The 22051-nt window shown below is 71.5% G+C and carries 19 protein-coding genes; 12 read left to right on the top strand and 7 right to left on the bottom strand.

Annotated elements, in window-relative coordinates; genetic code table 11:
- Positions 1-31 precede the first annotated feature (31 nt).
- The 3 genes from SMA5143A_RS29430 (at position 32) to SMA5143A_RS29420 (ending at position 2999) form a co-directional block, all read left to right on the top strand.
- Positions 32-1090 carry an LCP family protein gene (locus SMA5143A_RS29430; protein ID WP_375136559.1) on the top strand — a complete coding sequence of 353 codons (1059 nt, stop codon included), beginning with the start codon at positions 32-34 and terminating at the stop codon, positions 1088-1090.
- A gap of 177 nt (positions 1091-1267) precedes the next feature.
- Positions 1268-1624, top strand: a complete 357-nt coding sequence (locus SMA5143A_RS29425) for a YciI family protein (protein WP_107465847.1) — start codon at positions 1268-1270, stop codon at positions 1622-1624.
- Between the two features lie 55 nt (positions 1625-1679).
- On the top strand, positions 1680-2999 hold the full coding sequence (locus SMA5143A_RS29420; protein WP_107465846.1) for an RNA polymerase sigma factor: 1320 nt from the start codon (positions 1680-1682) through the stop codon (positions 2997-2999).
- 257 nt (positions 3000-3256) lie between these two features.
- On the opposite strand, the gene SMA5143A_RS29415 is transcribed toward SMA5143A_RS29420, so the two are convergent.
- Complete coding sequence (locus SMA5143A_RS29415) at positions 3257-4480, bottom strand: class I SAM-dependent methyltransferase (protein ID WP_107465845.1); 1224 nt, start codon at positions 4478-4480, stop codon at positions 3257-3259.
- Positions 4481-4774: 294 nt separating this feature from the next.
- On the opposite strand from SMA5143A_RS29415, the gene SMA5143A_RS29410 reads away from it, so the two are divergent.
- From SMA5143A_RS29410 to groL, 3 genes are all read left to right on the top strand, one after another.
- Positions 4775-5803, top strand: coding sequence for a polysaccharide deacetylase family protein (locus SMA5143A_RS29410; RefSeq protein WP_375136558.1), 1029 nt, complete (start codon positions 4775-4777; stop codon positions 5801-5803).
- 239 nt (positions 5804-6042) lie between these two features.
- Positions 6043-6351, top strand: a complete 309-nt coding sequence (groES, locus tag SMA5143A_RS29405) for a co-chaperone GroES (RefSeq protein WP_055715921.1) — start codon at positions 6043-6045, stop codon at positions 6349-6351.
- A gap of 158 nt (positions 6352-6509) precedes the next feature.
- Positions 6510-8138: a chaperonin GroEL gene (groL, locus tag SMA5143A_RS29400; RefSeq protein ID WP_107465844.1), complete on the top strand. Its 1629-nt coding sequence runs from the start codon at positions 6510-6512 to the stop codon at positions 8136-8138.
- Positions 8139-8292: 154 nt separating this feature from the next.
- On the opposite strand, the gene SMA5143A_RS29395 is transcribed toward groL, so the two are convergent.
- The 3 genes from SMA5143A_RS29395 to SMA5143A_RS29385 all read right to left on the bottom strand — a co-directional run bounded on the left by SMA5143A_RS29395 (position 8293) and on the right by SMA5143A_RS29385 (position 10712).
- Complete coding sequence (locus SMA5143A_RS29395) at positions 8293-9000, bottom strand: ester cyclase (RefSeq protein WP_107465843.1); 708 nt, start codon at positions 8998-9000, stop codon at positions 8293-8295.
- A gap of 104 nt (positions 9001-9104) precedes the next feature.
- A complete protein-coding gene (locus tag SMA5143A_RS29390; protein WP_055715924.1) occupies positions 9105-9878 on the bottom strand; it encodes an SDR family NAD(P)-dependent oxidoreductase in 774 nt (257 codons plus the stop codon).
- 141 nt (positions 9879-10019) lie between these two features.
- Positions 10020-10712, bottom strand: a complete 693-nt coding sequence (locus SMA5143A_RS29385; protein ID WP_107465842.1) for an MOSC domain-containing protein — start codon at positions 10710-10712, stop codon at positions 10020-10022.
- 80 nt (positions 10713-10792) lie between these two features.
- Between SMA5143A_RS29385 and SMA5143A_RS29380 the strand changes: the two genes are divergently transcribed.
- Positions 10793-11689 (top strand): LysR family transcriptional regulator, encoded by an 897-nt coding sequence (locus SMA5143A_RS29380; RefSeq protein WP_107465841.1) that lies wholly within the window; start codon positions 10793-10795, stop codon positions 11687-11689.
- Positions 11690-11924: 235 nt separating this feature from the next.
- On the opposite strand, the gene SMA5143A_RS29375 is transcribed toward SMA5143A_RS29380, so the two are convergent.
- Entirely contained in the window at positions 11925-12254 is a 330-nt protein-coding gene (locus tag SMA5143A_RS29375; RefSeq protein ID WP_055540437.1) for a WhiB family transcriptional regulator, read from the bottom strand.
- A 391-nt stretch (positions 12255-12645) separates the two neighbouring features.
- On the opposite strand from SMA5143A_RS29375, the gene SMA5143A_RS29370 reads away from it, so the two are divergent.
- The 4 genes from SMA5143A_RS29370 to SMA5143A_RS29355 all read left to right on the top strand — a co-directional run bounded on the left by SMA5143A_RS29370 (position 12646) and on the right by SMA5143A_RS29355 (position 17051).
- A complete protein-coding gene (locus SMA5143A_RS29370; RefSeq protein WP_003948568.1) occupies positions 12646-13257 on the top strand; it encodes a response regulator transcription factor in 612 nt (203 codons plus the stop codon).
- Between the two features lie 257 nt (positions 13258-13514).
- Positions 13515-14090 carry a sigma-70 family RNA polymerase sigma factor gene (locus SMA5143A_RS29365; protein ID WP_005481141.1) on the top strand — a complete coding sequence of 192 codons (576 nt, stop codon included), beginning with the start codon at positions 13515-13517 and terminating at the stop codon, positions 14088-14090.
- Between the two features lie 212 nt (positions 14091-14302).
- Positions 14303-15808, top strand: coding sequence for an IMP dehydrogenase (guaB, locus tag SMA5143A_RS29360; RefSeq protein WP_107465840.1), 1506 nt, complete (start codon positions 14303-14305; stop codon positions 15806-15808).
- Between the two features lie 118 nt (positions 15809-15926).
- The gene (locus SMA5143A_RS29355; protein ID WP_055522669.1) at positions 15927-17051 is read left to right on the top strand and encodes a GuaB3 family IMP dehydrogenase-related protein; all 1125 of its coding nucleotides are present in this window, start codon (positions 15927-15929) and stop codon (positions 17049-17051) included.
- Between the two features lie 421 nt (positions 17052-17472).
- Here SMA5143A_RS29355 and SMA5143A_RS29350 read toward each other — a convergent pair whose 3' ends face one another.
- Positions 17473-18681, bottom strand: a complete 1209-nt coding sequence (locus SMA5143A_RS29350; RefSeq protein WP_107465839.1) for a nucleotide sugar dehydrogenase — start codon at positions 18679-18681, stop codon at positions 17473-17475.
- A gap of 281 nt (positions 18682-18962) precedes the next feature.
- Between SMA5143A_RS29350 and SMA5143A_RS29345 the strand changes: the two genes are divergently transcribed.
- Positions 18963-20669 (top strand): glycerol-3-phosphate dehydrogenase/oxidase, encoded by a 1707-nt coding sequence (locus SMA5143A_RS29345; protein ID WP_107465838.1) that lies wholly within the window; start codon positions 18963-18965, stop codon positions 20667-20669.
- 70 nt (positions 20670-20739) lie between these two features.
- Here the strand turns inward: SMA5143A_RS29345 and SMA5143A_RS29340 are convergent, their stop codons facing one another.
- Positions 20740-21900, bottom strand: a complete 1161-nt coding sequence (locus tag SMA5143A_RS29340) for a serine hydrolase domain-containing protein (protein ID WP_107465837.1) — start codon at positions 21898-21900, stop codon at positions 20740-20742.
- Positions 21901-22051 lie beyond the last annotated feature (151 nt).

Raw genomic sequence — 22051 nt, 5'->3', positions numbered from 1 at the left:
TTCTCGCTCGTAACAATTCGGACGTACGTTCCTGTGTGTGAAGGGTGAAGAAGACGAGGAGTGCGAGGGCGCGGGCGGACGGCCGCGTTGGCTGAAGATCGCCGGTGGCGCGCTCGCCGGCGTCCTCGTACTCGGCGCCTGCGGGGCGGGCTGGGCGTTCTGGCGGCTCAACGACAACATCCGAAGCGTCGACATCAACAGCGCGCTCGGCGACGACCGCCCACCCAAGACCGCGCCCACGACGGCCCCTTCGGCCTCCACCGCCGCCGAACCGCTGCCCAGCGGCGCCCTGAACATCCTGGTCCTCGGCTCCGACTCCCGCAGCGGCAAGGAGAACGCCGAACTGGGCGGCGGAGGCGAGACCTCCGGCGCCCGCTCCGACACGGCGATGGTCGTCCACATCGACGAGGGCCGCACCGCGGCGACGGTCGTCAGCATCCCCCGCGACACCCTGGTCACCCGCCCGTCCTGCCCGCGGGAGTCGGGCGGTTCCACGGCGGTCGCCTACAACGTGATGTTCAACAGCGCCTACGCGGTGGGCGGCCCCGTCTGCGCCGTGAAGACCGTCGAGTCCCTGACGCACGTCCGCATGGACCACTACGTCGAGATCGACTTCGAGGGCTTCGCCGAACTGGTCGACGCGCTCGGCGGCGTCACCGTCACCACGGACGAGGACATCGACGACGGGGACAGCCACCTGAAACTCGCGGCGGGCACCCATCACCTCGACGGAAAGCACGCACTGGCGCTCGCCCGCACCCGCCACGGCATCGGCGACGGCAGCGACCTCGGCCGCATCGGGCTCCAGCAGAAGCTCGTGAAGGCCCTGCTCGACCAGATCGCCGCCACCAGCCTCCTGACCGACCCGGCCGAGCTGTACCGGGCCGCGGACGCGGTCACGCGCAGCCTCACCACCGACACCGGCCTCGGCTCCCTCACCGATCTGGTGCGACTCGGCCAGAGCCTGAAGGGGCTGTCGTCCGACGCGACGAGGACGGTGATGATGCCGGTCGTCCCCGCCCCCTACGACCCCAACCGGGTCGTCGCGGACGAGCCGGAGGCGAAGGAACTATGGGAGTCACTGAGGTGAAATCACTGAGGTGAAGTCGCTGAGGTGAAGTCACTGAGGTGAGGTGACCGGCGCGGAAGACCCGTCGAAAAAATTCTTCGAAGAAGTTCGGCTCGGGTGTCGATCCGGTGTCCGCTCGTTCGACGCAAGGGGTGAGAGGCGGGGAGAGACCCCGCCGCCCCTACCGAAGGAGCCACCATGCCGCGCTATCTGTCGATGGTCCGGATCGACGAGTCCACCGCCCCCGCCGAGGGGCCGAGCCCCGAGCTGATGCAGCGGATGGGCGACCTGCTGGAGGAGATCACCAAGGCCGGCGTCATGCTCGACACCGCCGGACTGCTGCCGAGCGCCCAGGGCAAGCGGGTCCACTGGGCGGGCGGCGAGCTGTCCGTCACCGACGGGCCGTTCATTGAGACCAAGGAGGTCGTCGGCGGCTACGCCCTCATGCAGTGCAAGGACATGGACGAGGCCGTCGAGTGGGCCACGCGGTTCCTCAAGGTGCACGAGGAGCACTGGACGGTGACCTGCGAGGTCCGGGAGATCGCGGAGGGCTGAGGGAGTCCTTGAACCCGCTTGGCCGGGGCGCCCCGCGGGTGTCTGATGGTGGGTTGTGACAGCACAGCCCACCACCGACGCCGACCGGGCGGGGCGCGCCCCGGCGGACCCCCGGAAGGCCATCGAGACCGTCTTCCGCATCGAGGCGCCCCGCGTCATCGCCGGGGTCGCCCGCATCGTGCGGGACGTCGGGATCGCGGAGGAACTGGCCCAGGACGCGCTGGTCGCCGCGCTGGAGCAGTGGCCGCGCGACGGCGTCCCCGACAACCCGGGCGCCTGGCTCATGACGACCGCCAAGCACCGGGCGATCGACCTGGTGCGCCGCCGGGAACGCTACGCGCGCAAGCTGGCGGAGGTCGGCCGGGACCTGGAGGCGGCGAGCCCGGCGGGGCAGTACCTGGACACGCCGTCCGACCCCGACGACATCGACGACGACCTCCTGCGCCTCGTCTTCACGGCCTGCCATCCCGTGCTCTCCGCCGAGGCCCGCATCGCCCTCACCCTCCGCCTCCTCGGCGGCCTCACCACCGTGGAGATCGCGCGCGCCTTCCTCTCCCCGGAGGCCACCGTCGCCCAGCGCATCGTCCGCGCCAAACGGACCCTCGCGAAGAAGGGCGTCCCCTTCGAGGTGCCCTACGGCCCCGACCGCGAGGCCCGCCTCGCCTCCGTCCTGGAGGTCATCTACCTCGTCTTCAACGAGGGGTACGCCGCCACCGCCGGCGACGACCTGCTGCGCCCCGCCCTGTGCGAGGACGCGCTGCGGCTCGCCCGCGTCCTCGCGGAGCTGATGCCCAAGGAACCCGAGGTGCACGGGCTGGTGGCGCTGCTGGAACTCCAGGAGTCACGGGCCGCCGCACGCACGGGTCCGACCGGTGAGCCGGTGCTCCTCAAGGACCAGGACCGCCGCCGCTGGAACCGCCTCCTCATCGCCCGCGGCTTCACCGCGCTGGGCCGGGCCACCGCCGCGGCCCACGGCAGCCCCGGCCCGTACGCGCTCCAGGCCGCGATCGCCGCGTGCCACGCCCAGGCGTACACCTACGAGGAGACCGACTGGCCGCGCATCGCGACCCTGTACGCCCTCCTGGCGGCCCGTTCCCCGTCGCCGGTGGTCGAGTTGAACCGCGCGGTCGCCGTCTCGATGGCCGAGGGCCCGGCCGCCGCCCTGGAGATCGTCGACCGCCTGGCCACGGAACCGGCGCTCAGCGACTACCACCTGCTGCCGAGCGTCCGAGGCGACCTCCTCGCCCGCCTGCACCGCCCGGACGAGGCCCGCGAGGAGTTCGCCCGAGCGGCCACACTGGCCCGCAACGAACGCGAACGACGGCTGCTGCTGGCACGGGCGGAGGAGGCGGGCGAGGGCGAAGCAGGAGGGTGAGGGCGAAGCAGGAGGGTGAGGTGAAGGAGGCCGGAGAGCCGTCTTTACGCGGCTCGGCGGGTGAGCCCTGGGCCGGATCGGCCCCCCATGGGCCGGTCGCCCTCCCGCAGGCCGGTCGCGCTCCCGCAGCCCGGGTCGCCCCCGTAGAGGGCTCGGCGTGTGTGCCTGGCCCGGTCGGCCACCCCTGCGGGCGGCGCATCGATGAGGCTGGTCCTCGGCCCTCCGGGCCGCGCGAGAGTCGCCCCGACCCGGTCGGCTCAGGCCGGACGGCCGATCAGCATCGTCGGCGCGCCTGCCACCCGTGTCAGGAAGACCGTCGTCGAGGCGGTGCCGTGCGGCTTCGGCAGGGCCTTGCGGCGCAGTTCCTCCGGCTCGACGGCCGACCCGCGCTTCTTCACCGTCAGGATGCCGATCCCGCGTTCCCGCAGCAGCGCCTTGAGCTTCTTCACGTTGAAGGGCAGCACGTCGGTGATCTCGTACGCGGTGGCGTACGGGGTGACGTGGTGCTCGTCGGCGGTGATGTACGCGATCGTCGGGTCGATCAGCCCGCCCTCCAGATCCTCGGCGACCTCGGCGACCAGATGCGCGCGGATGACGGCGCCGTCCGGCTCGTACAGGTACCGCCCGACCGGCCGGACCGCCGGGTCGGGCAGCATCGTGGCGGGGGTGGCGTGGACCCCGGCCTCCGAGGGGAGCAGCACCGCCCGCCGCGCCCCCGGCGTCCCGTCCGCGCGGAACCACAGCACGGCCTCCTTCACGTCCCCGCCGTCCGAGATCCACTCGGCCTCCGCCTCGGGCGGAATCGCCTCGTGCGGGATGCCCGGTGCGATCTTGAGCGCGCCGAGCGGCGCCTTCAGCGCGGCCGACACGGCCCACGACAGGGGCGGTGAGTAGGCCTCCGGGTCGAAGATCCGGCCGCGTTTGGAGGAACGCCGGGCCGGGTCGACGAACACGGCGTCGTACCCGGCCGTGTCCACCTCCGTCACATCCGCCTCGCGCACCTCGATCAGATCGGCGAGCCCGAGCGCGTCCGCGTTGGCGCGGGCCGCCGCCGCGGTCAGCGGGTCGCGGTCGACGGCCAGGACGCGGATACCGGCCCGTGCGAACGCGATGGCGTCCCCGCCGATCCCGCAGCACAGGTCGGCGACCGACCGCACGCCGAGCGCCCGGAAGCACTCCGCGCGGTACGTCGCCACGCTCGTCCGCGTCGACTGCTCGACCCCGTTCGGCGTGAAGAACATCCGTGCCGCGTCCTCGGCCCCGAACTTCGCCACGGCCCGCTGCCGCAGCCGCGCCTGGGCGATGGCCGCCGAGACGAGGTCCGCCGGGTGCGTGCGGCGCAGCCGGGTCGCCACGGCCAGCTCCCGCGCCGGTTCCACACCGCGCACCTCGTCGAGGAGGGCACGGCCCTCGGGGGTCAGCAAGGGGGCGAGGAAGGAGGGGGCGGAGTCGGGGGAGGCGTCGGGGGAGGCGTCGTTCACCGGGCCATTGTGGGCCACTCGGTGGACGGCGCGCCGGTGGTGGCGGTGTCGGGCCGGGGCGCCGGACGGGCCCTGCGAGGATGCGGCGCCATGCGACTCGTGCGACAACATGACGAAACGAGGGTGAAGCGGACGAGTTCCCGGGGGCCGGGCCGCGGCCTCCGGGGCGCATACGCCGCGCCCGTGCGGATGCTCACCGCGACGATCGCCGCGCACGTGGCGCTCGTGGCGCTCGTGGCGTCCGGGTGTGCCGGGAGCGCCGCCGGGGGTGCCGCCTCGGGGGACGCCGCCCCCGTGACGAGGTCCACGGGGGGAGGGCGGCAGGCGACGGGCCCGGCCCACGACCACGCGGCCCCGCCGCCGGGTCACCGGGCCGGGGTGCCAGGTCGGGGCGTCGGCGCGGCGTCTCGTGGCGCCGCCCCGCCGGGCAGCCGGCTCGACGAGTCAGGTCGCCCGGCCGACGCGCCGGGCAGCCGGGCCGACCCGCCGGGCGGCCGGGCCGACGCGTCAGGTCGCCCGGCTGACCCCTCCGGCCGCACCGACCCGCCCCGGCGTCACGCCGGTACACCCCGCGCCCCGGCCCGGACGCCCGCGTACCGTCGTTGGGGGCTCACCGGGCCGCTCGTCCCGGCTCCCGAGAAGCCCGACCGGCCGTCCGTGCCCCGAGCCGTGCGCCCCGGTCCGGCCCCTGTGGTCGAGCGCGTCGCGACGCGCGACAAGGTGGTGTTCCTGACGTTCGACGACGGGGCGGAGAAGGACCCGGGGTTCGTGCGGATGGTGCGGGAGTTGCGGCTCCCGGTCAGCTTGTTCCTCACCGACAGCGTCGTCGGGCCGGGCTACGGCCACCTCGCCCGGCTCCGCGAGGTCGGCGCCACCGTGCAGAACCACACCCTCGACCACACCGCCCTGCGCGGCCTGCCGTACGCCGGGCAGCGGGCCGAGATCTGCGGCCAGCAGGACAAGCTGAAGCAGCGCTTCGGGGTCCGCCCCACCCTGTTCCGCCCGCCGTACGGCGTCTACGACAGCACGACGCTCCGTGCCGCCGCCGACTGCGGCATCGCCGCCGTCGTCCTGTGGCGCGCGTCCATGAGCGCCGACGGCTTCCGTCCCACCGCCACCGCGCCCGCCACGGCCGACGGGAGTGGCGCCACGACCGCCGCCGGCGGCGGCCGGCTCCGGCCCGGCGACATCGTCCACGCCCATGTCCGGGGCCGGGGTTCCGGCCGACTGGACGGCGCCTCGCTCACCCGCGTCACGGCCGGGCTTCTGCGCCGCATCCAGGAACAAGGCCTGACGGTGGGTCGTTTGGAGGATTACCTCTGAGGGTCACCTCCGAGGCACGGAACCTTGCGGCAACCCGGGGTCCCGCACCACGCCACGCGGCCGCAATTAGCAGTCCGCTTGACCGAGTGCTAACCACGGTCATAGTCTCAGGTCTGGCACTCCCCCCTGGAGAGTGCCAACTACGCGACGGGCAGGTCCGGCACCCGCGACGACGGATCCACCTGGTCGCCACCTCAGACAGTTAACCCCGTGAGATCTCCGAAGGGGGAGGTCGGATCGTGACGACCACCAGCTCCAAGGTTGCCATCAAGCCGCTCGAGGACCGCATCGTGGTCCAGCCGCTCGACGCCGAGCAGACCACCGCCTCTGGCCTGGTCATCCCGGACACGGCCAAGGAGAAGCCCCAGGAGGGCGTCGTCCTGGCCGTCGGCCCGGGCCGCTTCGAGAACGGCGAGCGCCTGCCGCTCGACGTCCAGACCGGCGACATCGTGCTGTACAGCAAGTACGGCGGCACCGAGGTGAAGTACAACGGCGAGGAGTACCTCGTCCTGTCGGCTCGCGACGTCCTCGCGATCATCGACAAGTAGTTCACCTCTCGCGAGGCAGCCCGCCGCCCAGCGCGGCGCGTCACTTCGCGAAACACATTGCTTTGAGCTGCGCCCCTGGCCCCCGCGACCACTAAAAAGCCGGGCGCCCGGGGCGCAGCCTGCATTCACCCGAGATTTCCGAGAGGGCTCCCGCTGCCATGGCGAAGATCCTGAAGTTCGACGAGGACGCCCGTCGCGCCCTCGAGCGCGGCGTCAACAAGCTTGCCGACACGGTGAAGGTGACGATCGGCCCCAAGGGCCGCAACGTCGTCATCGACAAGAAGTTCGGCGCCCCCACCATCACCAACGACGGTGTGACCATCGCCCGCGAGGTCGAGATCGAGGACCCGTACGAGAACCTCGGTGCGCAGCTGGTGAAGGAGGTGGCCACCAAGACCAACGACATCGCTGGTGACGGCACCACCACCGCCACCGTGCTCGCCCAGGCGCTGGTGCGCGAGGGCCTGAAGAACGTCGCCGCGGGCGCCTCCCCTGCCGCCCTGAAGAAGGGCATCGACGCCGCCGTCGCCGCGGTCTCCGAGGACCTGCTCGCCTCGGCCCGCCCGATCGACGAGAAGTCCGACATCGCCGCCGTCGCCGCGCTGTCCGCCCAGGACCAGCAGGTCGGCGAGCTCATCGCCGAGGCGATGGACAAGGTCGGCAAGGACGGTGTCATCACCGTCGAGGAGTCCAACACCTTCGGTCTGGAGCTGGACTTCACCGAGGGCATGGCCTTCGACAAGGGCTACCTGTCGCCGTACTTCGTCACGGACCAGGAGCGCATGGAGGCCGTCCTCGACGAGCCCTACATCCTCATCCACCAGGGCAAGGTCGGCGCCATCGCCGACCTGCTGCCCCTGCTGGAGAAGATCATCCAGACCAACGCCTCGAAGCCGCTGCTGATCATCGCCGAGGACGTCGAGGGCGAGGCCCTCTCCACCCTCGTGGTCAACAAGATCCGCGGCACGTTCAACGCCGTCGCCGTCAAGGCCCCCGGCTTCGGCGACCGCCGCAAGGCGATGCTCCAGGACATGGCCGTCCTCACCGGCGCCACCGTCATCTCCGAGGAGGTCGGCCTCAAGCTCGACCAGGTCGGCATCGACGTGCTCGGCACCGCCCGCCGCGTCACCGTCACCAAGGACGACACCACGATCGTCGACGGCGCCGGCAACTCCGAGGACGTCCAGGGCCGCGTCGCCCAGATCAAGTCCGAGATCGAGAACACCGACTCCGACTGGGACCGCGAGAAGCTCCAGGAGCGCCTCGCGAAGCTGGCCGGCGGCGTGTGCGTGATCAAGGTCGGCGCCGCCACCGAGGTGGAGCTGAAGGAGAAGAAGCACCGTCTGGAGGACGCCATCTCCGCGACCCGCGCCGCGGTCGAGGAGGGCATCGTCTCCGGTGGTGGCTCCGCGCTCGTCCACGCCGTGAAGGTCCTCGAGGGCAACCTCGGCAAGGACGGCGACGAGGCCACCGGTGTCTCCGTCGTCCGCAAGGCCGCCGTCGAGCCGCTGCGCTGGATCGCCGAGAACGCCGGCCTCGAGGGCTACGTCATCGTCTCCAAGGTCGCCGAGCTGGAGAAGGGCAGCGGTTACAACGCCGCCACCGGCGAGTACGGCGACCTGGTCAAGGCCGGCGTCATCGACCCGGTCAAGGTCACCCGCTCCGCCCTGGAGAACGCCGCCTCCATCGCCTCCCTCCTCCTCACGACCGAGACCCTGGTCGTCGAGAAGAAGGAAGAGGAGCCGGCCGAGGCGGGCCACGGCCACGGTCACGGCCACGCCCACTGAGGCAACGGCCACGCCCACCGAGGCGGACGCCTGAGAGGAGCCCCTGTTCCGGCCGCCGGAACGGGGGCTTCTCCCGTGCACGGTGCACGAGCGCCCCTACCGGCGGTCCCCCCAGCCCGGCCGCCGCTCTACCCGGCGCTCGCCCACCGCTCGCTCAGCGCTCCAACCCTTCCAGGGCTCCCAGCTGCGCCATCAGCGCGAGCCGGTCGTACTGCCACCACCCCTCGGCGAGCTTCCCGTCCGGCGAGCAGCGATGGATGGTCGTCCCGGTCATGGAGACCTTCCTCCCGGTGGGCGCGATACCGAGGAACTCGCCCTTGTGCGTGGCGTTCCACGTCCACCGCGTGCACACCCGGTCACCCTGGGCCATCTGGTCCTCGATGGTGAACGAGAAGTCGAAGCCCGCCCGCCACATCGCGAACTCACGCCGCGCCGCGTCCATGCCGATCACGTCCTGCGGGTTGGCCGGGTCGTGGTCGTGATAGTCCTCCACCAGCAGGTCGTTCATCGGCGGCAGTTCCCCCCGCGTGCCCAGCGTCTCGAAGAACCTCCGCGCGATGTCCGCGTTCAGCTGCTCGTCCCGCACCACGTCCAGATCCGTGAAGGTCGGCATCTCGTCGCAGAGCGCCACCATCTCGTTGAAGATCCGGTCCGTCTCCGGCAGCTGGGAGTTCCGCATGGCCTCCTCGTACGACGGGAACTCCACGATCTCGACGAAGTGCCCCTCGTCGGACCGGTCCTTCCCGATCATGTTGTGCGTCGCCGTCCGCTTTCCCTTGGTCTGCTCGACCCACCTGTCCATCAGCCGGTCCATCTCGTCGAACCGACTCGTCCTACAGTCGATGAGCTGCACAAACGTCACAAGACCACCTCCGGCCCCCCTGGGTCCGGTCGGACAGCTCCATTCTCTCCCCGCGCCGCCTCCCTCTCACCCGCTGAGCGACGAGGCCGCCCCGGCCCGCCCCGCTACTGGGGGCCGTACTTGCGTCCCGTCTTCGAGCTGACCCCGCCCAGCAGCCCCCGCGGCATCACCTTCACCACACCCATCAGGGTCTTGTAGCGCGGGTCGGGGATCGAGACCGTCCTGCCGCGGGACAGGTCGGCCAGGGCCGCCGTGACCAGCTTGTCCGCGTCGAGCCACATCCAGCCCGGGATGTTGTCCGTGCCCATGCCCGCCCGCTCGTGGAACTCCGTGCGGACGAAGCCCGGGCACAGCGCCATCAGACGGACACCGCTGCCGGCCAGGTCCCGCGCCGCGCCCTGGGTGAACTGCACCACCCACGCCTTCGACGCGCCGTACGTCCCCCGCGGCACGAACGCCGCCACCGACGCCACGTTCACGACTCCGCCCCGGCCGCGCTCCCGCATGGCCTCGGTCGCCGCGGAGGTCAGCCGGAGCACCGCCTCGCAGTGCACCTTGAGCATCTTCAGCTCGTCGGCCATCGAGACGTCGAGATAGCGGCCCTTGTTGCCGAACCCCGCGTTGTTGACCAGCAGGTCGACCGGGTTCTTGCGGTCGGACAGCCGCTTCGCCACCGCCTCGATGCCGTCGTCCGTCGCCAGATCCGCCGTCAGGACCTCCGCCTCGATGCCATGCCGGTCGTGCAACTCCGTGGCCTGCTCGCGCAGCCGCTTCGTGTCACGCGCCACCAGCACCAGGTTGTGCCCGTCCGCCGCCAGTCGCCGCGCGAAGGCTGCGCCGATGCCCGCGGTCGATCCCGTAATCAGAGCCGTTGTCATGGCGCAAGGGTAGTGACCCGGACCGCGCTGATCCGCTTGCCCACGGCGGCGGACCCCGCCCGGTCATCCCCGCCCGCGGGCGCGCCGCGCGTACGCCGGGTGCGGCACGGCCGTGGGTCACGGTGCCTCAGATGACCGGTCTCACCGTCGCGTCGCGGAGTCGGCGTTTCCGTCCTGTTGGGCCGCGTACGTCCGGGCCGACTCCAGGATCTCCGGGTGGAGTGCCTCGCCCGCGGCCAGCAGACGTGGCAGCAGCTCCCGATCGTGCATCGTGGCGCGGAAGGCGAGGGCGACGGTGACGTCGTGGTCCGGGCGGCGGACGATCTCGATCGGGTCGCCCGCCCGGATCTCGCCCGGCCGCACCACCCGCAGATACGCCCCGGGCTCGCCCTTCCCCGCGAAGCGCTTGACCCAGCCGCGCTCACCGAGGTGCCGCTGGAAGTTCAGACAGGGGACGCGGCCGGCGGTGACCTCCAGGACGACCTCCGCGCCGATCCGCCAGCGCTCCCCGATGAGCGCGCCGGAGATGTCGAGGCCCTCGGTCGTCAGGTTCTCCCCGAAGGACCCGTTGGGCAGGTCGCGGCCGAGCTCCTGCTCCCACGCGTCGAGGTCCTCGCGGGCGAAGGCGTAGACCGCCTGGTCGTTCCCGCCGTGATGCCGTCTGTTGCACACCGCGTCCCCGGCCAGCCCGCTGCCGCCCACCCCCTTCGGCCCGGGCGCGGCCACCCGCACCGGCCCGGCCACCGGCCGCTTGTCGATCCCTGTCACGCGCTTCGACTCCTCGGGGACGTCGACCGCCGCGGCCTGCCCGAGGTTCAGTGACAAAAGCTTCATACCGGCACGCTAGGCGAACGTCGGTCAAAGCGTCGAGGCGATATTCGCCGCGCCTTCCAAGCCGCCCTTATGCTCGACCCGTGATCGAGGCCCGTCATCTCCGCGTCCTGCGTGCCGTCGCCGCCACCGGCTCCTTCTCGGCGGCCGGCCGTGAACTGGGCTGCACCCAGCCCGCCGTGAGCCAGCAGATGAAGGCGCTCGAATCGTCCGTCGGCACGCCCCTGCTCGTCCGCGGCGGCCGCGAGATGCGGCTGACCCAGGCGGGCGAGGCGCTCGTGCGGCACGCGGCCGGCATCCTCGCCGGTCTCACGGCGGCCGAGGAGGAGGTCGCCGCGATCGCGGGTCTGCGCGCCGGCCGGGTCCGGCTGATCTCCTTCCCCAGCGGCAGCTCCACGCTGGTCCCCACCGCCCTCGCCGCCCTGCGCGCCGCCCACCCCGGCACCCGGGTCTCCCTGGAGGAGGCCGAACCGCCCCGCTCTGTGGAACTGCTCCGCGAGGGCGACTGCGACATCGCGCTCGCCTTCCGCTACGAGGGCGCGGCGAACGCAGAGGAGTGGGGGGACCTGGTGGTGCGCCCCCTGCTCACCGACCGTCTCGTCGGCCTCGTCCCTCAGGGGCACCGACTGGCCGGCGCGCGGTCCATCGGCATCGAGGAGCTCGCGGGGGAACCCTGGATCGCCGGCTGTCCCCGCTGCCGGGGCCAGCTGGTGAGAGTCTGCGAGAGCGCGGGCTTCACGCCGCGTATCGACTTCGCCACCGACGACTACCCGGCGGTGGTCGGCCTGGTGGGCGCGGGCCTCGGCGTCGCGGTCCTGCCGGAACTGGCCATCGAGTCCGTGCGGCCCAAGGGGGTACGGATGATCACGGTGGAGCCGGTGGTGCACCGAGAGATCGTGGCGCTCACCCTCCCGGACCTGGCCCGGGTCCCCACGGTCGCCGCGACCCTGGACCAACTGGCGAGGGCGGCGACCCGCTAGCCACCGTCCTCCGGCCGCCTCGCGCGCCCTCGGCCGACCGGGCCGGAACCGGCTGAAGCAGAGCCGGTGCTGGGGTGCTGCGGTATCGGTGCGGGTGCGGGTGCGGGTGTCGGTACAGGACTGGGGCCGGGGCTCACCGGAGCCGGAGTGTCCCTCCGAGCGACCGCCGGGTCGTGGAGCGGTCGTACGCGCTGTCGTGGCGTCCGCGCGGGGCGGCGCCCGATGAAACGTTCCTTCAGTTGTTCGAACCGGCGTCGCCGACGGGCGTGGACGCCGACACCAGGCGGTGCCGGGCGCGCCCCATGAGCTCCTCGCGCTCGTCCTCGGTCAGCCCGCCCCACACGCCGTACGGCTCACGGACCGCGAGGGCGTGGGCCGCGCACTGGGCGCGTACCGGGCAGCGCATGCAGACCTCCTTGGCCGAGTTCTCACGAGCGCTCCGCGCCGCGCCGCGTTCTCCCTCGGGGTGGAAGAACAGCGAGCTGTCCACCCCTCGGCAGGCCGCGAGGAGCTGCCAGTCCCACAGATCAGCGTTCGGTCCGGGAAGGCGGGAGAAATCTGCCATTACGTGTCCCCTTGTTGCCGTTCTGAGAGGATATGGTGCTCATGACCGTACATGGACTATCTAAGGAGATGAAAATATGACTCATTGCGAATCTAGCTCCAGACACCGGCAAATAGGAACAAAAACGGCTGAATGGGGCATAGCTTGTGATGAAACGTTGAGGGTCTGTTGTGCATGTCTGCACCGTGTCCGTTCCCTCACGTAGAGTGCCGAAGGTGACCAGCCATCCCGTAACTCTTTCGAGTGACCGTCGTTGAGAGGTCGGAGGCGGTTGAAGGAACAAGCGCTCGGGCAGGCGTTCGTGTCCGCTCGTGAGTGTCGACCGCACAGGTGACGATTTCGTACCAGCCTGGAGGCTCAAGGTGACGCGCATCAGCTGCGGAGGACGGCCATGACATCCGTCCTCGTCTGCGACGACTCCCCGCTTGCCCGAGAGGCGCTGCGCCGCGCGGTGGCGACCGTGCCCGGCGTCGAGCGCGTGACCACGGCGGCCAACGGCGAGGAAGTCCTCCGCCGCTGGGGGGCCGACCGCTCGGACCTGATTCTGATGGACGTACGCATGCCCGGCCTGGGCGGCGTCGAGACCGTACGGCGGCTGCTGTCCGCCGACCCCGGTGCGCGCATCATCATGCTCACCGTCGCCGAGGACCTGGACGGCGTGGCGCTCGCCGTCGCCGCAGGTGCCCGCGGCTATCTGCACAAGGACGCCTCCCGCGCGGAGCTGCGCGCCACCGTGACGCAGGCGCTCGCCGACCCCACCTGGCGGCTCGCCCCGCGCCGGCTGCGGTCCGCCGAGATGGGCGCCGCGCCGACGCTCACCGCGCGGGAGATCCAGGTGCTGGAGGGCATGAGCCACGGCCGCTCGAACGCGGAGATCGGGCGCGAGCTGTTCCTCTCCGAGGACACCGTGAAGACCCACGCGCGGCGGCTGTTCAAGAAGCTCGGCGCCTCGGACCGCGCGCACGCCGTTGCGCTCGGCTTCCGCTGGGGTCTGGTCCGCTGAGTTGAGCCGTGACGGGGGTAGGAGAATCCCCGCTCACCACCAGGTGGGCGGGGGTGGCCGGGCGGTCCACCGGATGCCCGCTGCTCGTTTCGCCGCGGATGCCGCATCCTTGAGGTGTGGAGTTCCTCGGGGAGCAGTCGAACGAGCGGGAGGGGAGGGCGCAGGAGATGACTTCCGGCGCGCCTACTCATAACGCTTCGGTGCACAACCATGGACGTGGCGCCACGGACCGGACGGCCGCAAGGCACCATGGACCGATGCGCGACGACGAGACGACGGTGATCGGTGCGCTCGTGCATCGCGCCGTCGACGGGGACGAGCAGGCGACCCACGATCTGCTCGCCCATGTCCACCCCCTTGCCCTGCGCTATTGCCGCACCCGTCTGTCGCGGCTGCCCGGTGACGCGCGGCACTTCGTGGAGGACCTGGCGCAGGAGGTCTGCGTCGCCGTCCTCCTCGCGCTGCCGCGCTACAAGGACACCGGACGGCCGTTCGAAGCCTTCGTCTTCGCCATCGCGGGTCACAAGGTCGCCGACCTCCAGCGCGCCGCGATGCGCCACCCCGGCTCGACGGCCGTGCCCTCGGACGAGATGCCCGAGCGCCCCGACGACTCCCTCGGCCCCGAGGAGCGCGCCCTGCTCAGCAGCGACGCCGAGTGGGCCAAGAAACTCCTGGCCAACCTGCCCGAGAACCAGCGGGAGCTGCTGCTGCTGCGGATCGCCGTCGGGCTCACGGCCGAGGAGACGGGACAGATGCTCGGCATGTCGCCCGGCGCGGTCCGGGTGGCGCAGCACCGGGCGCTGAGCAGGCTCAGGGCCCTCGCCGAACAGTAGGAACGAGCACGAACCACGTCGGTCGAGCAGGAGGGCCGGCGTTCGTGCCGCAGCTCGGGAGGCACCCCGTATGAACAGGCGGGGTGCCTTTTCCGTATGACGTCCGTACGAACATACGAAGCCCGGGATGACTTCGTACCGTGGAATGTGTGCTCCGCGCTTCCCGTTAGCATGGACATCCGCACCGATCAAGGCCATTTGGGGAAGGTGTCATGACTGCCAACGTCGACGGAGTGCCCGAAAAATTCGCGACGCTCGGGCTGACCTACGACGACGTGCTGCTGCTGCCGGGCCCGTCGGACATGGCTCCCGACGAGATCGACACCGCCTCGTACGTCTCCAAGAACGTGCGGGTGAACATCCCGCTGCTCTCGGCCGCGATGGACAAGGTCACCGAGTCCCGCATGGCCATCGCCATGGCCCGCCAGGGCGGCGTGGGTGTCCTGCACCGCAACCTGTCCATCGAGGACCAGGCCAACCAGGTCGACCTGGTGAAGCGCTCCGAGTCCGGCATGGTGGCCGACCCGATCACCGTGCACCCGGACGCCACGCTCGCCGAGGCCGACGCGCTGTGCGCCAAGTTCCGCATCAGCGGCGTCCCGGTGACCGACGGCAACAAGAAGCTGCTGGGCATCGTCACCAACCGCGACATGGCCTTCGAGACGGACCGCTCGCGCCAGGTCCGCGAGGTCATGACCCCGATGCCGCTGGTCACCGGCAAGGTGGGCATCTCCGGCGTCGAGGCCATGGAGCTGCTGCGCAAGCACAAGATCGAGAAGCTGCCGCTGGTCGACGACTCGGGCATCCTCAAGGGCCTCATCACGGTCAAGGACTTCGTGAAGGCCGAGAAGTACCCGAACGCCGCGAAGGACGGCGAGGGCCGTCTCCTCGTCGGCGCCGCCGTCGGTGTCGCCGGTGACGCCTTCGAGCGCGCCCAGGCCCTCATCGAGGCGGGCGTCGACTTCATCGTCGTCGACACCGCGCACGGCCACTCCCGCCTGGTCGGCGACATGGTCGCCAAGATCAAGTCGAACTCGACCGGCGTCGACGTCATCGGCGGCAACATCGCCACCAGGGACGGCGCCCAGGCCCTCATCGACGCCGGCGTGGACGGCATCAAGGTCGGCGTCGGCCCCGGCTCCATCTGCACGACCCGCGTCGTCGCCGGCATCGGCGTCCCGCAGGTCACCGCCATCTACGAGGCGTCCCTCGCCGCCAAGGAGGCCGGCATCCCGGTCATCGGCGACGGCGGCCTGCAGTACTCCGGCGACATCGCCAAGGCCCTGGTCGCGGGCGCCGACACGGTGATGCTCGGCTCGCTGCTCGCGGGCTGCGAGGAGTCGCCGGGCGAGCTGATGTTCATCAACGGCAAGCAGTTCAAGTCGTACCGCGGCATGGGGTCGCTCGGCGCCATGCAGTCCCGTGGCGACCGCAAGTCGTTCTCCAAGGACCGCTACTTCCAGGAGGGCGTCGCCTCCGACGAGCAGCTCGTCCCCGAGGGCATCGAGGGCCAGGTGCCCTACCGCGGTCCGCTCTCCTCGGTCGTCCACCAGCTGGTCGGCGGTCTGCGCCAGTCGATGTTCTACGTCGGCGGCCGGACGGTCCCGGATCTCCAGGCGGGCGGACGCTTCGTACGGATCACCTCCGCGGGTCTGAAGGAGAGCCACCCGCACGACATCCAGATGACCGTCGAGGCGCCGAACTACAGCCGTAAGTAGACAGCCGTAGGTGGACAACGGACCTGGTGAGGGCGGCCCCGGTGCATCCGGGGCCGCCTTCGTCGTGCCCGTCGGCGATACTGGAAGACGCTGAACGCTTCAGGGAAAGGCCACACACGTGACTGAGATCGAGATCGGGCGCGGCAAGCGCGGCCGCCGGGCGTACGCCTTCGACGACATCGCCGTCGTCCCCAGCCGTCGTACGCGCGACCCGAAGGAGGTCTCGATCGCCTGGCAGATCGACGCCTACCGCTTCGAGCTGCCCTTCCTGGCCGCCCCGATGGACTCGGTCGTCTCCCCGGCCACCGCGATCCGCATCGGCGAGATGGGCGGCCTCGGCGTACTGAACCTCGAAGGTCTGTGGACGCGGTACGAGGACCCGCAGCCGCTGCTCGACGAGATCACCGGCATGCCCGACGAGGCCGCGACCCGCCGCCTCCAGGAGATCTACGCGGCTCCCATCAAGGAGGAGCTGATCGGGCAGCGCATCAAGGAGGTGCGCGACTCCGGAGTGGTCACCGCGGCGGCGCTCTCCCCGCAGCGCACGGCCCAGTTCTCCAAGGCCGTCGTGGACGCGGGCGTCGACATCTTCGTCATCCGCGGGACGACCGTGTCGGCGGAGCACGTCTCCGGCTCGCACGAGCCGCTGAACCTGAAGCAGTTCATCTACGAGCTGGACGTCCCGGTGATCGTCGGCGGCTGTGCCACGTACACGGCGGCGCTGCACCTGATGCGGACCGGCGCGGCCGGTGTCCTCGTCGGCTTCGGCGGCGGTGCCGCCCACACCACGCGGAACGTGCTGGGCATCCAGGTCCCGATGGCGACGGCGGTGGCCGACGTGGCCGCGGCCCGCCGCGACTACATGGACGAGTCCGGCGGCCGGTACGTGCACGTCATCGCCGACGGCGGTGTCGGCTGGTCCGGCGACCTCCCCAAGGCGATCGCCTGTGGCGCCGACGCGGTGATGATGGGCTCCCCGCTGGCCCGCGCCACGGACGCGCCCGGCAAGGGGCACCACTGGGGCATGGAGGCGGTGAACGAGGAGCTGCCGCGCGGCAAGAAGGTCGACCTCGGCACCGTGGGCACGATCGAGGAGGTCCTGACCGGACCCTCGCACACGCCCGACGGCTCGATGAACCTCTTCGGCGCGCTGCGCAGGGCCATGGCCACCACCGGGTACAGCGAGCTGAAGGAGTTCCAGCGCGTCGAGGTGACGATCGCCGACTCGCAGCACAAGCGGTGAACTGACACCGCGCTCGACTTGAGCGGAGAGAGGGGCCCGACCGCCCACGGGGGCAGCCGGGCCCCTCTTCGTGTGCCCAGGGGCTGGTGGGGGCGTGGGTTGCGGTGGGGGCGGTTGCGTTCGGGGCGAATGTGGGCTGATAGCGATCGTGATCGGCGCCCCGGTTCTTCTACGTCACCGCAAGCCCACCCGCTGGGACCGACTCCGTCTTCGGATGGTGCAGTGCCGGAGGAGGTGGATCTTGCGGCTTTTCGGATGGTGAGCGGCCGCCCCCACAAGAACTAGGGGCGGACACTCCGTGAACCATCCAGGAGCCTGCCGCAGTAGCCGCTGCGGTGGGCTCCACCTGGGTCGTACGGTACCTGCGCAGGGACCCGGCTGCCACCGGCCCCGGAGTGTCGGGCGGTGGCGCGCGCCCCGTTCACAACCTGTGCGCCGCCCCCGTCGGAGTGGCTCCGCGGGTGTCCAGCAGGAGCTGGGCCTTGACCGAGAGGCCCTGGAGGTCGTAGGTGCGGTGGTGCTGGAGGAGGATCGTCAGATCGGCCTCGGCGGTGGCCTCGTAGAGGCAGTCGGCGCGGGGGACCGGGCGGTCGAGGACGCTCCACGCGGGGACGTGCGGGTCGTGGTAGCTGACGTGCGCGCCGAGTTGGAGGAGACGACGGGCGATCTCCTCCGCGGGGGTGCCCTGTTGGTCGGGGATGTCGGGCTTGTAGGTGACGCCGAGGAGGAGGACGCGGGCTCCGCGGGCCGACTTGCCGTGCTCGTTGAGGAGGGTGGCGGCGCGCTGGACGACGTACTGGGGCATGCGGTGGTTGACCCGCTGGGCCAGTTCGACCATGCGGAGTGAGTGCGGGGCCTGGCCCGACAGGTCCTGCGCGAGGGCGTGACCGCCCACGCCGGGCCCCGGGCGGAACGCCTGGAAGCCGAACGGTTTGGTCTCGGCACAGCGGATGACGTCCCACAGGTCGACGCCGAGGTCGTGGCAGAGGACGGCCATCTCGTTGACGAGGGCGATGTTGACGTGCCGGTAGTTGGTCTCCAGCAGCTGCACCGTCTCGGCCTCGCGTGGCCCACGTGCGCGTACCACCTTGTCGGTGAGCCGGCCGTAGAAGGCGGCGGCCGACTCGGTGCAGGCCGGGGTGACGCCGCCGATCACCTTGGGGATGTTCGCGGGACCGAAGTCGCGGTTGCCCGGGTCGACACGGGCGGGCGAGTAGGCGAGGTGGAAGTCGCGGCCCGCGCGCAGCCCCGACCCCTCTTCGAGGAGCGGGCGCAGGAACTCCTCGGTCGTGCCCGGGTGGACCGGTGACTCCAGGATGACCGTGGTGTGCGGGCGCAGCCGGGCGGCCAGGACCCGGGCGGCCTCCTCCACCTGGGTGAGGTCCGGCGCTCCGTCGGCGCCCATGGGCACGGGGACGCAGATGACCGCCGTGCGGACCCGGCCGAGTTCCGCGGGGCTGGTGCCGGGCTTGAAGCCGCGGGCGAGCATGCGGCGCAGTTCGGCGGGGGTGAGGGAGCCGCGTTCGGGGCCGGTGCGGTAACCGAGCGTGGGGATGCCGGCGGCGACGGCGGCCTGCGCCAGCGGCAGGCCGAGCTGGCCGAGTCCGATGACGGCGAGATCTGCGGGCATGGCGTGAGCCGTCCTTCCCAGTAACCGAAGCGGGACAGACGCGCAAGCCCTGTGGACTGGACGAGCGAGCGCAATGTCAGACTAGGAGTAAATATGACCGATATGCGGGATTGGGGGACGGTATTTCTCCGCGCGTCCCGGAGAGTTGTCCACAGGCTGGGGGCGGGTGGTGGCCGATGTCGGGCAACCCGGTCAGAATTCTGGGCAGGGGGATGTGAGCAGGGTCTTGCCTGACGGGCATCGACAGGTGGGACCGGCGCGACAAACAGCGGGAGGCAGCGGTGAGGACAGCGGCACTGGGACCGGCACAGCGCGCCGAGTCACTGGCGGGTATGGCCGAGCGCGAGCTGGACGTGCTGGTCGTGGGTGGTGGCGTGGTCGGTGCGGGCACGGCCCTGGACGCCGTGACGCGCGGCCTGTCCACGGGCCTCGTCGAGGCGCGTGACTGGGCGTCGGGCACGTCGAGCAGGTCGAGCAAACTCATCCACGGCGGCCTGCGCTATCTGGAGATGCTCGACTTCGCCCTCGTCAGGGAGGCCCTGAAGGAGCGAGGGCTCCTCCTGGAGCGCCTCGCACCCCATCTGGTGAAGCCCGTGCCGTTCCTCTACCCCTTGCAGCACAAGGGCTGGGAGCGGTTCTACGCGGGATCCGGCGTCGCCCTGTACGACGGGATGTCGATGGCCCGCAGCCACGGCCGGGGACTGCCCCTGCACCGCCATCTCAGCCGCCGCCGCGCCCTGCGCATAGCGCCCTGCCTCAAGAAGGACGCGCTGGTCGGAGCCCTCCAGTACTACGACGCCCAGATGGACGACGCCCGCTACGTGGCCACCCTGGTGCGCACGGCCGCCTCCTACGGCGCGAAGGTCGCCAACCGCGCGCGCGTCACGGGGTTCCTGCGCGAGGGCGAGCGGGTCGTCGGCGCCAGGGTGCGGGACGTCGAGGGGGGCGGTGAGTACGAGATCCGCGCCAAGCAGGTTGTGAACGCCACCGGGGTGTGGACCGACGACACCCAGGCGATGGTCGGGGAACGCGGCCAGTTCCATGTGCGGGCGTCCAAGGGCATCCATCTGGTCGTACCCAAGGACCGGATCCACTCCACGACCGGGCTGATCCTGCGGACCGAGAAGTCCGTGCTGTTCGTCATCCCCTGGGGCCGGCACTGGATCGTGGGCACCACCGACACCGGCTGGGACCTGGACAAGGCCCATCCGGCGGCGTCCAGCGCGGACATCGACTACCTGCTGGAGCAGGTGAACTCCGTCCTCGCGGTGCCGCTCACCCGTGACGACGTGCAGGGCGTGTACGCCGGGCTCCGACCGCTTCTCGCCGGGGAGTCGGAGGCGACCAGCAAGCTCTCGCGCGAACACACCGTCGCCCACTCCGCGCCGGGGCTGGTGGTCGTGGCCGGCGGCAAGTACACGACGTACCGGGTCATGGCGAAGGACGCGGTGGACGCCGCCGTGCACGGGCTCGACCAGCGGGTCGCCGAGTGCGTCACCGAGGACGTGCCGCTGCTGGGTGCCGAGGGGTACCGGGCCCTGTGGAACGCGCGGGCGCGGATCGCGGCCGGCACCGGGCTCCATGTGGTGCGCGTGGAGCACCTGTTGAACCGGTACGGGTCCGCGACCGAGGAGATCCTCGACCTCATCGCCGACGACCCCTCCCTGGCCGAGCCGCTCCAGGCCGCCGACGACTATCTGCGGGCCGAGATCGTCTACGCGGCCTCCCACGAGGGCGCGCGCCACCTCGACGACGTGCTCACCCGGCGCACCCGGATCTCCATCGAGACCTTCGACCGGGGCACACGCAGTGCGCGTGAGGCGGCGGAGCTGATGGCGCCGGTGCTCGGCTGGGACAAGGGCCAGATCGAGCGGGAGGTCCAGCACTACGAGAAGAGGGTGGAGGCCGAGCGGGAGTCGCAGCGCCAGCCGGACGACCTGACGGCCGACGCGGCGCGGTTGGGCGCACCGGACATCGTGCCGCTGTAACAACGTGCCGCTGTAGCAACGCACCGCTGTAGCAACGTGCCGCTGGACGGAGCGAGCGGCACTCCCGTGCCTATGGCCTTGGTGCGGTGCGGGGGCAGAACTCGGCGGCGAGCAGCGCCGGTTCCAGGTCGGGGTCCTCGGGCGCGTCCGTGTTCACGCGGTAGGTGAGCACGTGACGGCCGTCGACGGTGGCGGCGGTGCGCACATAGCTGCCGGCGATCCGGCCGTTGTGTCCCCACACCGTGGTGCCGCACGGCAGCCTCACCGGGTAGAGGCCCATGCCGTACGCGCCGTGCGCGGTCCCGGTGTCGAGCATCTCGCGGAGCTGACGGGGACGCAGGAGGTCGCCGCCGAGCAGGGCGCCGTAGAAGCGGTTCACGTCGGGCAGCGTGGTGACGAGTTCCCCGGCCGCCCCGGCCGCGCGCGGGTCGAGGTCGGTGACGTCGGAGCCGTCGGCGGAGTAGGCGCGGCCGTGCGGCTCCGGCAATGAGGAGCGGGCACCCGGAAAGGACGTGCCCGTCAGACGGAGGGGCGCGATGACGCGGCGCTCGGCCTCGGTGGCGTAGGAGTTGCCGGTGACCTGCTCGATGACCAGGCCCAGCAGTACGTAGTTGGTGTTCGAGTAGGAGAAGCGGCCGGGGACGGCCGGGGGGAGGGCGAGCGCGAGGCGTACGGCCTGACGCGGGGTCACGGGGGTGGTTCCCCTGGTGACCGCCGTGAAGTCGGCGAGGCCGCTGGTGTGCGTGAGCAGTGCGCGCAGGGTGATGCGGCGCCCGTCGTCGCCCCGGCCCGCGCCCTCGCCCCCGCCCTCGCCTCGGACCAGGCCCGGCAGGTGGTCCTCCACCGAGTCCGACAGCGACAGCCGGTGTTCCGCGGCCAGTTGGAGCACGACGGTGGCGATGAACGTCTTGGTGATGCTGCCCGCCCGGAAGTGGTCGGCGCGACGGAGCGGCTCGGGCCTCTGCTCGGGCGGGCCATCTCGGCCGACTTCGGCCTCGGCCCCGTCTTCCGCCTCGGCGTGGGCGTAACGGGTACCGGACGGGGCGTCGGTGAGGAGGGCGGCAGCGGGGGCGTGACCCCGGGTGACCAGGAGGGGGAGGACGGCGTCCGTGCCCGTCGCGACCTGCGCCCGGGAGGACGTCGGGGCCACGGCCAGGAGGAACAGGGCCACGGGGACGGCCAGGTGCGCCATGGGCTTCCTGAGTGTCATGAGTGTCCTGGTCGGTGGCATCGGTTCTTCCTGTCGCGGCACATCATGCGGGACGACCCCGGGCGGCGCCGGGGCGGGGGTCGACTCCGGGGCGGCCCGACGTGCCGAGCCTGTGCTGGCTGGTTTTCGCCGTCCCTGTCGTGCCGCCCCGGCCCGCCTCCGAGGGCGTGCC

The sequence above is a fragment of the Streptomyces sp. MA5143a genome (assembly GCF_900290235.1).
Classification (GTDB): Bacteria; Actinomycetota; Actinomycetes; order Streptomycetales; family Streptomycetaceae; genus Streptomyces.
The sequence above is the reverse complement of the archived record's forward strand: the minus strand, read 5'-3'. Positions and strand labels throughout refer to the sequence as shown.